Origin of the sequence: Ectobacillus panaciterrae DSM 19096 (assembly GCF_000430785.1) — a bacterium.
Classification (GTDB): Bacteria; Bacillota; Bacilli; order Bacillales; family Bacillaceae_G; genus Ectobacillus; species Ectobacillus panaciterrae.
Genome location: NZ_AUMR01000015.1, coordinates 1 through 15,176, shown reverse-complemented (window position 1 = coordinate 15,176; position 15,176 = coordinate 1). Strand labels below are relative to the sequence as shown.

At 39.1% G+C, this 15,176-nt stretch carries 14 protein-coding genes, 1 other RNA gene, 1 pseudogene and 1 riboswitch; of the genes and pseudogenes, 11 read left to right on the top strand and 5 right to left on the bottom strand.

Annotation, left to right across the window (positions count from 1 at the left end):
* Positions 1–8: 8 nt before the first annotated feature.
* Entirely contained in the window at positions 9–785 is a 777-nt protein-coding gene (locus H540_RS0106105; RefSeq protein ID WP_028399881.1) for an ABC transporter ATP-binding protein, read from the top strand.
* A 17-nt stretch (positions 786–802) separates the two neighbouring features.
* On the top strand, positions 803–1,510 hold the full coding sequence (locus H540_RS0106100; RefSeq protein ID WP_028399880.1) for an ABC transporter ATP-binding protein: 708 nt from the start codon (positions 803–805) through the stop codon (positions 1,508–1,510).
* A gap of 32 nt (positions 1,511–1,542) precedes the next feature.
* On the opposite strand, the gene H540_RS0106095 is transcribed toward H540_RS0106100, so the two are convergent.
* Positions 1,543–1,746, bottom strand: coding sequence for a hypothetical protein (locus tag H540_RS0106095; RefSeq protein WP_155890955.1), 204 nt, complete (start codon positions 1,744–1,746; stop codon positions 1,543–1,545).
* Between the two features lie 132 nt (positions 1,747–1,878).
* On the bottom strand, positions 1,879–2,421 hold the full coding sequence (msrA, locus tag H540_RS0106090) for a peptide-methionine (S)-S-oxide reductase MsrA (protein ID WP_034670461.1): 543 nt from the start codon (positions 2,419–2,421) through the stop codon (positions 1,879–1,881).
* A gap of 75 nt (positions 2,422–2,496) precedes the next feature.
* Positions 2,497–2,595, bottom strand: a riboswitch (SAM riboswitch).
* 6 nt (positions 2,596–2,601) lie between these two features.
* Between msrA and H540_RS0106085 the strand changes: the two genes are divergently transcribed.
* From H540_RS0106085 to H540_RS0106075, 3 genes are all read left to right on the top strand, one after another.
* Positions 2,602–2,793, top strand: a complete 192-nt coding sequence (locus H540_RS0106085) for a hypothetical protein (protein WP_028399877.1) — start codon at positions 2,602–2,604, stop codon at positions 2,791–2,793.
* A 123-nt stretch (positions 2,794–2,916) separates the two neighbouring features.
* Positions 2,917–5,163, top strand: coding sequence for an arylsulfatase (locus H540_RS0106080; RefSeq protein ID WP_245592180.1), 2,247 nt, complete (start codon positions 2,917–2,919; stop codon positions 5,161–5,163).
* A gap of 102 nt (positions 5,164–5,265) precedes the next feature.
* Positions 5,266–6,510 carry an anaerobic sulfatase maturase gene (locus H540_RS0106075; protein ID WP_028399875.1) on the top strand — a complete coding sequence of 415 codons (1,245 nt, stop codon included), beginning with the start codon at positions 5,266–5,268 and terminating at the stop codon, positions 6,508–6,510.
* 610 nt (positions 6,511–7,120) lie between these two features.
* Here the strand turns inward: H540_RS0106075 and H540_RS0106070 are convergent.
* Positions 7,121–7,735 carry a TetR/AcrR family transcriptional regulator gene (locus H540_RS0106070; protein WP_028399874.1) on the bottom strand — a complete coding sequence of 205 codons (615 nt, stop codon included), beginning with the start codon at positions 7,733–7,735 and terminating at the stop codon, positions 7,121–7,123.
* Between the two features lie 163 nt (positions 7,736–7,898).
* Between H540_RS0106070 and cyoE the strand changes: the two genes are divergently transcribed.
* Positions 7,899–8,816 (top strand): heme o synthase, encoded by a 918-nt coding sequence (cyoE, locus tag H540_RS0106065; protein ID WP_028399873.1) that lies wholly within the window; start codon positions 7,899–7,901, stop codon positions 8,814–8,816.
* Between the two features lie 263 nt (positions 8,817–9,079).
* Positions 9,080–11,308 (top strand): transglycosylase domain-containing protein, encoded by a 2,229-nt coding sequence (locus H540_RS29080; protein ID WP_051317007.1) that lies wholly within the window; start codon positions 9,080–9,082, stop codon positions 11,306–11,308.
* Between the two features lie 202 nt (positions 11,309–11,510).
* Here H540_RS29080 and H540_RS0106055 read toward each other — a convergent pair whose 3' ends face one another.
* Positions 11,511–11,906: a hypothetical protein gene (locus tag H540_RS0106055; protein WP_028399872.1), complete on the bottom strand. Its 396-nt coding sequence runs from the start codon at positions 11,904–11,906 to the stop codon at positions 11,511–11,513.
* A gap of 164 nt (positions 11,907–12,070) precedes the next feature.
* Between H540_RS0106055 and H540_RS0106050 the strand changes: the two genes are divergently transcribed.
* Complete coding sequence (locus H540_RS0106050) at positions 12,071–12,418, top strand: NO-inducible flavohemoprotein (protein ID WP_028399871.1); 348 nt, start codon at positions 12,071–12,073, stop codon at positions 12,416–12,418.
* Positions 12,419–12,542: 124 nt separating this feature from the next.
* Here the strand turns inward: H540_RS0106050 and H540_RS32975 are convergent, their stop codons facing one another.
* Positions 12,543–12,683, bottom strand: a complete 141-nt coding sequence (locus H540_RS32975) for a YjcZ family sporulation protein (protein WP_342666030.1) — start codon at positions 12,681–12,683, stop codon at positions 12,543–12,545.
* A gap of 831 nt (positions 12,684–13,514) precedes the next feature.
* Here H540_RS32975 and hprK point away from each other — a divergent pair.
* From hprK to ssrS, 3 genes and pseudogenes are all read left to right on the top strand, one after another.
* A complete protein-coding gene (gene hprK, locus H540_RS0106040) occupies positions 13,515–14,438 on the top strand; it encodes an HPr(Ser) kinase/phosphatase (protein ID WP_028399870.1) in 924 nt (307 codons plus the stop codon).
* A 141-nt stretch (positions 14,439–14,579) separates the two neighbouring features.
* Positions 14,580–14,657 (top strand): annotated as a pseudogene (locus H540_RS35475) (IS6 family transposase); the annotation flags it as partial.
* A gap of 314 nt (positions 14,658–14,971) precedes the next feature.
* A non-coding RNA gene (ssrS, locus tag H540_RS31830) (6S RNA) lies at positions 14,972–15,152 on the top strand.
* Positions 15,153–15,176: the final 24 nt, after the last annotated feature.

Here is a 15,176-nt window from a genome sequence, read left to right as displayed (position 1 = left end):
GGAGACGCATGGGAATTTTAACGGTAAAAGGTTTAACAAAACGATTTGGCGGTCTCGTGGCGGTAAAGGGAGTCGAAATGACGGTTGAAAAGGGCTCCATCACAGCGGTGATCGGTCCGAACGGCGCCGGAAAAACGACATTTTTCAATATGATTACAGGCGTATATAAGCCAGATGAGGGAGAAATCAAGCTTGATACCCATTCGCTCGTCGGCTTGAAGCCGCACGGTATTTCCAAATTCGGCATCGCCCGTACTTTCCAAAATATTCGTCTGTTTAATAATATGACAGTGCTCGAAAACGTGATGGTCGGTTCGCATAATCATCTGAAAAGCACATTCGTCGGCATTCTCCTGAATTTTCCGCACGTACGCAATGAGGAAAAAGAAGCGCAAAGAGAAGCATATCGCCTGTTGGAATATGTAGGATTGGCAGAATTTCTCAACGAAGAAGCGCAAAACTTATCCTACGGTGCACAGCGCCGTCTGGAAATCGCCCGTGCGCTTGCGACAAAGCCGAAAATTCTTCTTCTTGACGAGCCGGCGGCAGGAATGAACCCGAAGGAAACGAGGGAATTGACAGACCTCATTTACCGCATGAGAGAAGAGCTTGACTTGACTATCATCTTGATTGAGCACGACATGAAGCTCGTTATGGAAATTTCCGAGCACATCGTCGTACTCGACCACGGTGAAAAAATTGCAGAAGGACAGCCTGCCGACATCCGCAATAATCCGAAGGTTATTGAAGCGTATCTTGGAAAAAGCGCAGTCGCAGCGAATTAACGAGGGAGGGTACCCGGATGTCAATCATAGAGCTTAAAAATATCAATGCATATTACGGCGGTATTCACGCCTTAAAGGGAATCAATATCCACGTGGATAAAGGGGAAATCGTAACCTTAATCGGCAGCAACGGCGCCGGCAAATCCACGACTCTGAAAACAATCAGCGGACAAGTTATTCCAAAAACAGGTCAAGTGCTGTTTGAGGGTCAAGATATTACAAAGCAGCCGCCGCATATCACCGCTGTTTCCGGCATCGCCCACGTACCGGAAGGGCGCCGCATTTTCCCGCGCTTAACGGTGCGAGAGAATTTGGAGATGGGCGCATTCTCCGTCAAAGATAAGAAGGTTATCAACGCCCGTATGGAGCGCGTGTTTCATTATTTCCCGCGCGTCAAAGAGCGTATGAATCAGTTAGGAGGCACGATGAGCGGCGGCGAGCAGCAAATGCTTGCGATCGGGCGCGCGCTTATGAGCCAGCCGCACCTTTTGATGTTAGATGAGCCGTCTATGGGTCTAGCACCCATCGTTGTGGAGCAAATCTTTGAAATCATTCACGAACTGAACAAAGAAGGCATGACAATCCTGCTTGTCGAGCAGAACGCTTACCAAGCGCTGCAAATCGCACATCGCGGCTATGTTATCCAAACGGGGGAGATTAAAATGGTCGGAGAAGGCCATGTACTCATACATGATGATATTGTGAAAGAAGCATACCTTGCTTAAAAAGAAGTCCCTTCGGCCGAAGGGACTTCTTTTTATAAAATCAATCCGTCATGATCTGTATCGCCGCTGTTGATTTGCTCTAGGTGCTGCTGGACGTATTGCTGTAAGTCTGTTGGCAGCTTGTTGTTGCTAAGTGTGTCAGGTGTAAAGTCAAACATTTCACCTGTCGTGCTGTTTTTCACGCGCACGACACGCTGAGTGCCGACAAAGTTGGAGTAGAGAATTTCATAGACCATTTTATCACCGCTTTTTTCTTTAGATTCAGTTAAATAAGAAAAAATATGTACGGTCCCAACTGGAAAGAAATGTGTGATAATATAGAGAACAGGCACAAAAAGGGAGAAACGGCTTCGTTTCTCCCTTTTTGATTATTTTGTGTGCTTTTCCTGCCAGTTCTCTTCAATAAATGCCTCGCGCCCGGATTCTGTGCGCTCCTGCTTATATTTCTCCGGATTCTTCTTATAAAAATGCTGATGATGCTCTTCCGCCACATAAAAAGGAGCTGCCGGAAGGATTTCTGTTACAATCGACTTCGTAAAACGGCCGCTTTGTGCCACATCAAGTTTGGAACGCTCCGCCAATTCGCGCTGCTTTTCGTTATGATAAAACACTGCAGTGCGGTATTGCGGGCCGCGGTCAAAGAATTGTCCCCCGTCATCCGTCGGATCAATTTGCGGCCAGTACAGCTCCAACAGCTTTTCATACGGAAATACGTCTGGATCGAATTTGATTTGCACAACTTCATAATGTCCTGTTGTTCCAGTTTTCACTTGTTCATACGTTGGGTTTTCGACGTGACCGCCCGCATAACCGGAAAGCACGCCGTGAATGCCCGGCAGCTCATCAAACGGCTTTACCATGCACCAAAAGCAGCCGCCTGCGAATGTTGCCAGTTCATATTGTTTTTCCATTAGTAACAGTCCCTTCTTCCTATCATAAAAAATCCCTTCTTCATAAGAAGAAGGGAAGTACGTTCAGATGCCTTCTTCTTATCTTGCAGGACACGTCCTGCCGGAATTGGCACCTTCCGTAATGGGGTTGCCGAGGCTTCATAGGGCCAGTCCCTCTGCCTCTCTGGATAAGAATGTGATATGGTTGATAAAAATTATTATAAGGTAGAAACAGCGAAAAGTACAAGGAAAAGTGCAGTCATAGGCAAACATTCTATCATGGTGACAGATTGTGAAGGGCAGGAACGTACACCGACTGGGCAAAGCTCTGTAAATATAGAAGGAATTGAAAAAATCGAAGAAAGCGAGAGCGATATAAAATACTTCTTGTAGCTGAATGCATTTCATATTTAAATCCGTTTGGCAATATACTTTTCAGGAGATATGTTTAATTGCTAATACTGCCTGGAAAGCGTAAATCCCGATTCATTATCTATTTAGAAAGGATAGATGGATGTGAATAGTAGCGATAAACATGATTCATCCAGTAAAAAGTCTGCTCTCAATGTTATATATATCGTTCTGGATGATGTTGGCTTTTCAGACTTAGGGTGTTACGGATCAGAAATCGAGACGCCTCATATCGACACGTTAGCTGCAAATGGGCTCAGATATAACAACTTTAGTGTGACTCCTTTATGTTCTCCAACCCGTGCTTGTCTTCTAACGGGCCGCAATTGTCACGCTGTCGGTGTAGGATTGGTTTCTGAAGCGGATTTGGGACCAGAGCATTCTAATAAACGCGGAAGAATTACACCTGCCGCTGCAACTCTGGCTGAAATCCTGAACATGCATGGCTTCGCTACGTTTGCAGTAGGGAAGTGGCATCTCGTTCCCGGACATGAAGCGGCATCAAGCGGTCCTTTTGATAATTGGCCTCTTTCTAAAGGATTCCAGCGTTATTATGGTTTTCTGCTTGGTTTTACTGATCAATATACTCCAGACATAATTTATGATAATCATCGTATACAGAAACCGGATAAAGAAAATTATCATTTGTCAGAGGATTTGGTTGATAAAGCTATGGAATTTATGACAGACCATTTATCCGTTACCCCGGAACGTCCATTTTTCCTATACTTAGCGTTTGGAGCGCAGCACCAGCCTCATCAAGTGCCGAGGAAATTTATAGACAAATATAAAGGTGTATACGATATAGGTTGGGATGAGATTCGGAAAGAGCGGTTTAAACGTCAAAGAGAGCTAAGAGTTATTCCGCTGCACACAGAGCTTGTGGACCGAAATCCTGGTATTAAAGCTTGGGATGAGTTGACGGATAAGGAAAAGATTGTGTTTACCAGATTTCAGCAAACATTTGCCGGATTCCTAACCCATACTGATGAGCAAATTGGTAGGATTTTGGATTTTTTAAAGTCTAAAAATCAGTTAGATCAAACAATAGTCGTGCTGCTTGCTGATAATGGGGGGAGCCAGGAAGGGGATTGGAACGGCTCTATCAATCATTCGACGTACTACAACGGTATCGAGGAGAGCATTGATAATTTATTCGAAAAAGTGGAGGACATAGGAGCTCCTGACACTACCCCTAATTATCCAAAGGGATGGGCGCAGGTTAGCAATACCCCTTTTAAGTATTATAAACAAAACACATTTTTCGGAGGAATCCATGTTCCTCTGATTATACACTGGCCTCAGACTATTCGAGATGCGGGAGCCGTCCGTTCACAGTTCTATCACGCTATTGATATTACTCCTACTATATTAGATGTTCTTAATATTCAAGCTCCAAAAGAATATAAAGGTGTCCAACAAATGCCGCTGCATGGTATAAGTATGGCTGATACACTTACAAATCCTGATGTTCTTTCCAAAAGAAGAACGCAGTATTTTGAAATGATCGGACATAGAGCCATTTGGCATGATGGATGGACTGCTGTGACATATCATGAAAAGGGAACCGCATTTAACCAAGATAATTGGGAGCTATATTATGTAGAAAAGGATTTTTCTCAAAAGCATAATTTGACAGTTTATTATCCCCAGAAATTAATAGAACTACAAAAGGTCTGGTGGGAGGAAGCTCAAAAATATAACGTTCTTCCCTTGGATGACAGAACATTTGAATTGTTGACTCCAAGCTATCAGGGCTTACTTACTGGTAGAAGTGTGTGTACTTTTTATCCCGGTATGGCTCATTTGCCTGCAGGTGCAGCTCCTATAATGATTCGTACCTCTTACTCTATAACTATTCCTATTTTTCGTTGGAATTCATCATGTGAGGGAGTCTTAATCGCATATGGAGACCGCTCAAGTGGATATACATTATATATAAAAAACAATTACTTGATATATGAATACAACTATGTTGGCACTGTCTACAAAATTCAATCAGCCACTGAAGTACCTAATGGTTATGTGAATTTGAAGTTTAAGTTTAAAAAAATAGGTTTTAATCAAGGAGCCGGTATGCTTTATATCAATGACCAACAGGTTGGTATTGGATATATTCCTAAAACATTGCCATTTCTTCTTTCTCATGAAGGATTAGATATAGGAAGAGATCGGTTAGCACCTGTAAGCACTAATTATCCAGCACCAGAGTTTCCATTCAGCGGTCAAATTGAAAAAGTAATAGTTGAACTTCGGGAGAATAAAACAGGCAGTATAATGTTTTCAGAATGTAAGAAAGCAGAAAAAGAGTCTATATATATTAATGTTAATGGAACCATCATTTTTCTCTAATGGGTAAAAACACCTGTGAACATTCCAAGTATAAAAGTGCTGGAGCAGGTAATACCTTACTGTTCATTTCAGGTTTCTTCTCCCAGGGAAAGGAGTGATAGATTGTATAAAGACAATAGCTTTCATATTCTTGCCAAACCAGCAGGCCCGTTGTGTAACTTAGATTGTAAATATTGCTTTTATACCGAGAAGGAAGCGCTTTTCCCTAAGAATACAACTTTTCAAATGACTGATGCAGTTTTAGAGATGTATATTAAAAAGTATATTGCTTCACAAAAAACGTTGGAAATTGTGTTCGCGTGGCAGGGGGGAGAACCGACATTAATGGGTCTGGATTTTTTTAAAAAGGTTGTGTCCCTGCAAGACAAGTATGCAAATGGCAAAAAAATTGCGAACACTTTTCAGACTAATGGAACGCTATTAAACGATGAATGGTGCGAGTTCTTCGCCTCAAATAAATTTCTTGTAGGGTTGAGCTTGGACGGACCTGAACATATTCATGATGCTTATCGAGTAGACTGTGGCGGGAAGCCGACGTTTAACCAGGTAATGAAAGGTCTTTCCTTACTAAAAAAACATGGAGTAGAATTTAATATACTTGCTTGTGTCACCAAGCAGGCTTCTTATAAGCCTTTAGAAATTTATAATTTTTTTAAGGAACAAGATATTCAGTTTATACAGTTTATCCCTATTGTAGAAAGAGAAGCAAACAAAAGCACATTAGAACTGGCGTTACGGCATGCAACTCCCCCTTCATTATATAAAGAGGAATCTCAAAAGGTTGTAACTTCCTGGACAGTAGAACCAGCAGCATATGGAAGTTTTCTTATTGAAGTTTTTGATGAATGGATTCAAAAGGATATTGGACTCGTCTATATTATGAACTTCGAATGGGCGCTAGCTGCCTGGATGGGAATTCCTTCCCCTGTATGTATTTTCTCAGAAGAATGTGGCCGTGCTGTAGCAATGGAGCATAATGGAGATGTTTATGCCTGTGATCACTACGTTTATCCCGAGTATCAATTAGGAAATATAGCAACGGACAATCTTGAAAATATGATCAATTCACAATTCCAACTTGATTTTGGTAAAAAGAAAGAGCATACACTTCCTAACGTATGCAAGAATTGTGAGGTTAGATTTGCCTGTCATGGTGAATGTCCCAAACATAGATTTTTACTTTCTGACGAGGGGGAACCCGGCTTAAATTATCTGTGCACATCCTATAAAAACTATTTTAAACATATTAGTCCGTATATGAAAATTATGAAACGGCTTTTACAGGAGGGGCTCCCTGTTTCTTTGGTTACAAGTATAATAAAGCGTCAAAGAGTATCTGAGGTTTGAAATTGTGAAGAGCACTTTCTTGATAAAGAATGTTGGCATGGTTAGGAAGTGCAATATAATTATAGAAATTATAAAAATGTATATAAGATAAGCAGTTTGGAAGGGATGCATGTCTTGGTTTATCATTAGGGGACAGTCACATTAATCTCTTGGAGAGTATATATTTGATTTATATATGAGTGAATTATAATTTCGACATTTCCATGTACTATGTACAACGAAAAGGGAGTATGGTATGCTTCTTCTCTCTGGTTTACCTTTGCATGAACCACTACAAGGGTTTGACCGTTTCTGCACGTCGCCGGATGATCTCTCCCCACTATCAAAAGACGTTTTTTTATTCACTTGTATATAGTTTACCTCCCTTACGATCTCTTATCCAATAAACTAGAAAGTTGATATTTCTTAGAGTAAGAAATCGATTGTGAATTGTGTCGGAATTTGCTCAGCGTACAAAATTTGCGTTTTTGATAATTTCAGATAGTCTAAGAAATGTTGATATCATGGGGATTGTGTGAATAATCAATTTCCGATAATGAACTATTATGTTAACTAGAATTGTATATGGTATACATCTCTAGTTAACATAAACAAGCTGAATAAGATGATTCTAATCTTTAGTATCTGGAGATAAGAAAATATTTTGTAATGTTTTCCCGTACAAGGTAAGAGGCATGCGATCTTCATTAATATAATGAAATATAGCCAGGCCATTCTCTAAAGCAAGGATAGTCCATGCTAATTCATTGGTAGATAGATTATGTGTAAGCTTTTCTTTTAACATTACTTTCTCAAGAGCCTTAGAAATCTGTTCTACAGATTCTGTTATCATATGGGACCATTTATCGCGTACTGATTCTTCACGCATTGCATAAAGAAAAAATTCCATATTAAGCATACTCAATGTCTTACTTTTCTTCTTAATTGAAAGAAAATATTCATCCATTATTTTAATAAAATGTGAAAGTGAATGTTGCTGTTCTATAACTTGATTGATATTTTCTATATGTAAATGCATTTGCTGTTCTAAGATAGCTAAAAAGAGCTCTTCTTTGGATTTAAAATGAGCATAAAATGCGCCTTTACTGAATCCAGCATATTCTGCAATTTTATCTACAGAAGCCCCGTGAAATCCGAGTTGAGCAAAGGTTTCAATAGCTGATTCTAAAAGTAGTTGTCTTGTCTCTTTTTTTCGTTCCTCTTGCGTTAATCTTCGTCTAATCATACTTGTTCCTCCCTCCATTGACAATCATACCATATGGAATTAACATACTAATTAGTATATAAGTTCTATTTAGTATATAAAAGCTATTATATATCTTTGGTAGAGAAACTATTAACCATGTTATTTCAAATTAAAAAATTTATTAAAGGGGAAGACTTTTATCATGCAAAGAGGCAGGTATTCTACAACTGCAGAAAAGAAATTTTCACAGGTTATGGCGCAAACAATTAAAACAGGTATTATTAAATCAAATTTGATTCCAATGTTTGCAGGGCTAACGTTGGCATTATATACGTATCAAATTAATCCATTTAACAAGATTGGTGAAATTGTATTTGCTTTAATTGGTTCCATATTAGTAATGGGTGCAGCTGGAGCTTTTAATAACTTATATGATCGGGACATAGATGCTATTATGGAACGAACTAAAAACCGACCAACGGTGACAGGAGAAATAGAGCCTAAAACAGTATTATGGCTTGGTATCCTTATGTCTATCTTTGGAATAGCCTTACTAGGACTTGCAACCCCTTTAGCAGCATTCTTAGGGTTTCTAGGTTTATTCTTTTATATTGTTCCATATACGATGTGGACTAAAAGAAGAACAATTTTTAATACGGAAGTTGGAAGTATTTCGGGGGCCATGCCTCCCCTTATAGGGTGGGCTGCTATCCATCCAGACGTAACCCATCCTGCTATTCTTGGACTTTTTATCATTACAATCATTTGGCAAATGCCTCATTTCTATGCAATAGCTATACGCAAACAAGATGAGTACAAGGCTGCCAAGGTTCCCATGCTTCCCGTAATTAAAGGCGTTAAAAGGACATACGTACAAACTAATATTTATTTAATAATCCTAATTGTAACAAGCTTTCTTTTTGTGTCTTTAAGCCTTGGTCTTACTCTAGTAGCCCTTCTTTTAAATGTCATTTGGCTTGTTTTAAGTATCTTTGGCTATAAGAAGATGGATTCGGAAAAATGGGCAAAAGCAATGTTTATTTATTCTCTTCTTCATATGACGGTATTATTTTCAACTGTTATTATTTATTCCTTGATAGGTATCTTTTTAGATTTGTAAAACATAAACTACCGATAATAGGAATTATGTTGACCTTTAGCCTCACAGGCTAAAGGTTTTTTATTTTGTAATCACATTTTTTAGACATTCATAAACCAGCAAATTATTTATAAAAAATTCTTTGACCCCCTTAAAAATAATCCCTCTTGCGAATATATATAGACGGGCAGCGTATTAGAAGATTATATTCCTCATTATAAAGTCTTTAACAAGGTTTATCCTTCGATTTTTTTTGAGTAAGTGAAAGGCAGGAGAGAAGAAGAATGTCAGAAACGTATCGTTCTCGTGAGGAACGAAAACATACAGAGAGAAAAAAACAAGAACAGAAAGCAAGTGAAAAGCGTTCCAAAAAAGGCTCTTTCTTGAAGAGGTTTTTATTTGCTTGCTTATTTGTTGGCATCATATCGGTGGGAGCGGGAGTGGCTATTTTCTTTTCTATGATTAAAGACGCCCCTCAAATAGATGAGTCAAAATTGGCGGATCCACTATCAACGAAGTTTTATGATAAAGACGGAAACTTTATCTATGAATATGGGAAGGAAAAGCGAACAAAAATCACGTACAATCAAGTTCCAAAAGTGTTAGAACATGCGCTTATTGCTACGGAAGATGCACATTTTTATGAACACCATGGTATAGACATAAAACGGACTGGTAAGGCTATTTTCGAAAGCTTGATTGGGAACTTCGGATCTCAGGGTGGAAGTACAATTACGCAGCAAGTCATTAAAAACTCATTTTTGTCTCCTCAAAAAACGTTGAAACGAAAAGTACAGGAATGGTATTTGGCATATAAGTTGGAAGAAAAATATTCCAAGCATGATATTTTGATGATGTATTTGAACAAAATCAACCTTGGAAACCGTTCTTATGGAGTTGCTGCTGCAGCGAAAAACTACTACGGCATTGAAGCGAATGATTTGAAGAAATTGACGCTTCCGCAGGCTGCCATGTTAGCTGGGCTACCACAAAGCCCCAATAACTACGATCCGTCTAAACCACAAAACAAAGAAGCGGCCACAAAGCGTCGTGATCTCGTTTTAGCCTCCATGCATAGACAAGGCTATATCACAGAGAAACAAATGCAGGACGCGATGAAAGTTCCGGTAACGGCGGGCATTATTCCGAAAACCAATCAAGAAGGTATGCCGTACGAAGCATTTTTGGATGCTGCAGTGAAAGAGGTTGAAGACAAGTTGCAAGACATCAATATTGGTACGGATGGTCTGCAAATTTACATGACACTTGACCCGAGAGCACAGCAGTATGCCGATAAAATCATGAATACGCAAGATATTGTAAGTTATCCGAACGACCGTTTTCAGGCAGCTTTCACGTTTATGGATTCGAAAACGGGTGAAGTGCGTGCTCTTGGGAGCGGACGAAACGAATACAAAGCGACATTCCGAGGAAATAACTTCGCTATTGATATAAATCGTCAACCAGGTTCAACGTTTAAACCAATCTTTGATTATGGTCCAGCGATTGAAAACTTAAAATGGTCAACATATCACCAAATGGTTGATGAACCGTATAACTACTCGAACGGTCAACCGATTCGAAATGCCTACACGGAATACAAAGGCCCTATGTCTATACGAGAGGCTTTAGTAGAGTCACGTAACATTCCAGCTTTGAAGACATTACAGAAAGTCGGTTTGGGTAAAGCAAAAGGGTTTGCGAAATCACTCGGAATTACGTTCTCAAATAATCAGGTTTACGAATCTTACGCAATCGGAAGTAACTCTGTATCTCCTCTTGAATTGACAGGAGCATACGGTGCATTTGCAAACGCCGGTGTCTATACAAAGCCGCATTTCGTTACAAAAGTTGTTTTCCCGGACGGCAAAGAAATAAGCTTTAAGTCGAAAGGCAAACGCGTCATGAAAGACTATACAGCTTATATGATTACCGATATGCTTCGTGGTGTAGTGAATGCCTCCAACGGAACAGGTACAGCAGCTAATGTATCAGGCCTTGACGTTGCTGGAAAAACGGGAACAACAAATTTTGACGACAAGACAATCAGTCAATTCGGATATCCATCCAAAGCGACAAATGATAGCTGGTTTGCCGGTTATACACCGCAGTACACGATGGCTGTTTGGACCGGCTATGCGAAGAACGGTCCAGATAACTATATGCTTGGGGATACTACAAAAATCTCGCAACTTATTTTTAAAGCGATGATGCAAGCATTTGGAACAGACACATCCAGGTATCAGCAACCAAACAGCGTATACACTGTGAATAACGAGCTATACATTAAGGGAGTTAGTTCTGGCGATGTTCCACCGGAAGCTCAAAATCCAGCACAAGACAGTAATAAGGGAAATGATAATGGAAGTAATAACGGTCAGAATGAGACCAACAATGTAAATGTTAATACAAACCCTCCTGATAATGGTGAACATAAAGGGGAAGACAAACATAAAGAAGATAAACATAAAGAAGATAAACACAAACATGAAGATAAACATAAACATGATTAGGGCGAGAATGGGGATATTTTCCTTTTCCTCGTTCCTGTTTCATGACAATCTTAGTTAACTATAACTAAGATTATAGAAAGTTAATCTAAAACCCTCGTGTGGTTGTAAAAGTAGACATTTTCGGATTATGTACTAATATCTGAGTTATGTGAAAAAAAGCCCTTCAGTACAAAAGTCTGAAGGGCTTTTTTATTTTATTCCTTTAGATTGTTCTATTGCCCATAGGTGAAAAATTAAAGAAAGTAATCTCTGTATGCTTAGATTCAACTTTCAATTCTTCTTCGAATAAGCTTTCGACCAGGCACTTTGCCCAAAACTCAAACAGCGCTCGCCCGAATTCACCTTCATGTCTAGTGGATGACGCCTCTACTCCTGATTCGCCATTTTCGTATTTGTATTCTAAAACTAAGTTGTCAAATGCAAAAACAACGTAAATTTTCCCATTATCTGTGCGGAACTCTATATCTAAAACTTTAATAGGGGTTGATTCTATGTATGTCTTTACTGTGGAGCGAAAAGCACTTTCAAACCTTTCAGCTAAGTGTTCAGTATCTTTTAAAATACTTAATCCAACATGACCTTCAATTCTATTTAACAAAGTAACCCCTCCTTGTAATTTATATCTAAATTATACAATAGGAGGATGTCTCAAAACAAATGTGGTTCTGGTGCAAAAATAACTCACTAGAAACATAGAACAGCAGTATCCTGTTAACTTTGGGATTAAGCAGCTAATCCTTAAAATCTATCGTTTTTGATAAGATGATCAATCACCACGCTTTTAGAGAGCATGTAGAAAATTTATCTTCCCAGCATACCAATATCAAATTTTTGGTATGTTATGAAAAACCTAGAGAAGAGGATAAGAAGAACAAGAACTACGATAAAGAAGGATACATTGATCTAAAGTGGCTTCAATCTGTTCTCCCTACAAACACAGCTAATTTTTATTTTTGCGGACCAATTCCATTTATGAAAGCAATTTATGGAGCTCTGAGACAATGGAATATACCTGAAGAAAACATTCATTACGAATTCTTTGGGCCTTCAGGAAAATTGGAGGTGGAAGTTGATTTTGAGCCTACACTTCAAGATAATAAAAACGATTAAAAGAACGGTTTAAAGCCGTTCTTTTTATTTTCTTCTAAGTTCTGCGCCTTTTTTGACAATCTAATACGAATTCATTTATTCAATAAAAAAACTCCGGTACGAATACAGGAGTTTTTTTAGGTGCTCAGCCCGAATGATGGCAGAAACTTGCGCCAATGATAATCAGTAAAATGAACAATACCACAATTAGAGCGAAACCACAGCCGCCGCTAGGATACCCGCCATATCCATAAGCTGGGGCTATATAGGTTGGAGCCATGCACATTGTTGGAGAGACATAGGCTGGAGACACATAGGCCGGAGACACATAGCTTGGTGTAGGAGCGATATTCACGCCGGCAGTAAGAGGTGCATTTACGTTACTATACATTTTAACTTCTTCCCTTCTTTATATAAGGGAGGTGATTATTCGGATACGCTATATCATACGCCTGTGAATAAAATTGGAGCACGTCTGTGTAAAAAATAATCTTTATATGGGAATGCTCGACTTAACATCTATATGTCAGTTTATTAAATTGTTAAGCTGGCAACACTCATTTGATTAAAAATATAAATTATTAGATAATGAAATTAAAGGCTTTGGTGCAAACCTCGGATTTCGTCAAAATATGAATAAAAATATAAGGGTAATTCCGAACTTTTCAGTTTTATATACTGTTAATATTCGGTGTAAAGTTTTTCATTCCGAATAAAAATTGCTCGTAGAGTAGGTAATATTCATGTTGAGTTAGCTGTCTAATTCTTTTTGCACCAGAACCATTCGAAGTACCGTAGATCAATATAAGCCTAGAATTGATTGATGGTTTTCAACTCCTGGAGAACCAGCTGAGATAATAGGTGGCGACATGGAAGATCAACTGCAAAAGACATTTCCTACATGATAAATCATGGTATAGGTCAGTATTTTTATATTCATAGAATAGATATTTACTAGAAATAACAGTGATTATGAAGTACGATTATATTATCAGGTTTTTCCGGAGTATTTATTGTGAAAGGATCATTTTAATAGAAAGATATTGAGGTGAGATTCCTCCTTTTTCAAGTATAATCGAGAATCAGAAAGTTATTAAGGGCGGAGAGTGTCATAGACGTGAAATTATTAACGGTTGAAAATTTAGTTCGAAAGTTTTCATTGAAAGTATTGACTGGAGAAAATCAACTACAACAAACGATTACGCAATCACGGTCTCATCGTCCGGGTTTGGAATTCGTTGGTCACTTTGATTTTTTTCCAACTGAACGTGTTCAAATACTTGGAAGAAAAGAAATTACTTATTTGCATAAGTTAAGCATAGAGGAGCGCCAGATGCGAATAGGTAATATCGTTAAATACCACCCGCCTTGCTTTATCGTTACTGCTGAGCAGAAAGGGCTAACGTATTTGACTCAATATTGTGTAGAAGAGGGAATCCCGTTGTTATGTACAAACGAACCTCAAATGACTTCTGAATTTATTGCGAAACTTGACGCTTATATGGTAAAAACACTAGCTCCAGAAACCGCAATACACGGAGTTTGTGTCAATGTGTATGGAATGGGCATTTTACTTCGAGGAAAATCAGGCGTCGGCAAAAGCGAAACGGCACACACATTGATTGGCAGAGGTCACAGGCTAGTAGCTGATGATCTCGTCGTGTTGAAAAAGCTCAGTCCACGAACCATTCTCGGCACTCATGATGGGAAAACGAAGGAATTTCTCGCCCTACGTAGTGTCGGGCTGTTGAATGTGGTCCGCTTATATGGGAGAAAAGCTTTTCAGGATGAAACGAGGATCGCGCTCGATATTGAACTGACAAAATGGCAGAAAAATGCCCTTAATAATGAATTGGAGAACGAACCTACATTTACAGAATATATGGGCGTTCAAATTCCTCATATTGAGATTCAGCTCCAACCTGGTCGTGATGTGGCGGGGTTAATTGAAGCTGCGGCAAATAACTGGCTTCTGAAGCAGCAAGGATACAGTGCTGCAGAAGAGTTCATGAGACGGCTAGAATCTGATTCTAGCTGGTAATGATCCATTGTGTTATCGCCTTAAGGACTAGTGAAAAAAACCTCTCCACAAGTTTATGTATAGAGAGGCAAAAAGTTTCCTAGTGCAATCTATTTTATGCTGGAAGGCCGAATAGTTGATAAATGAGGTTCACTTGATTTCGGACAGACTCTCCAAGGGGTGAAGTCTGACCAAAATGAAGTTGAGTTCATACATAAGTTGTTTGGATTAGCATCATAATTCATGGATGAAAAGGATATTGAGGTTCTATGTTTCTAATAAATCATATTTGCACCAGAACCGTTTATAGGGTTACGTATACTTCAGTTAGGTTGGTAAAGTTGGTAATAAATACATCAAAAATTTATATTTTAAAACCTAAATGTTTATTGTATACTAACTAAGCACTGAACGAAATGCCTTGTATACGTGCCGGCTTAGCTCAATCAGTAGAGAAACTGACTTGTAATCAGTAGAGAAACTGACTTGTAATCAGTAGGTTGAGGGCCTAGTGAGAGCAATCTCGTGGAGGTTCAAGTCCTCTCGATCGCATTCATGTCCTGCATTGTTCGTGATACCATTTTGTTTTGAACCGTACAATTTGAACGGGATTTCTAATTTGTTGACTGATGCCATGCCTGCTTTGTTCAGGATCGCAGGAAGGTCAATACGCGGAAACCCACCTGCGAGAGCGGGTTCCAAAACAGAGTGGGAAACGGCATACGTGGGGATGCACTTTTAAAACGACATATTGATTCA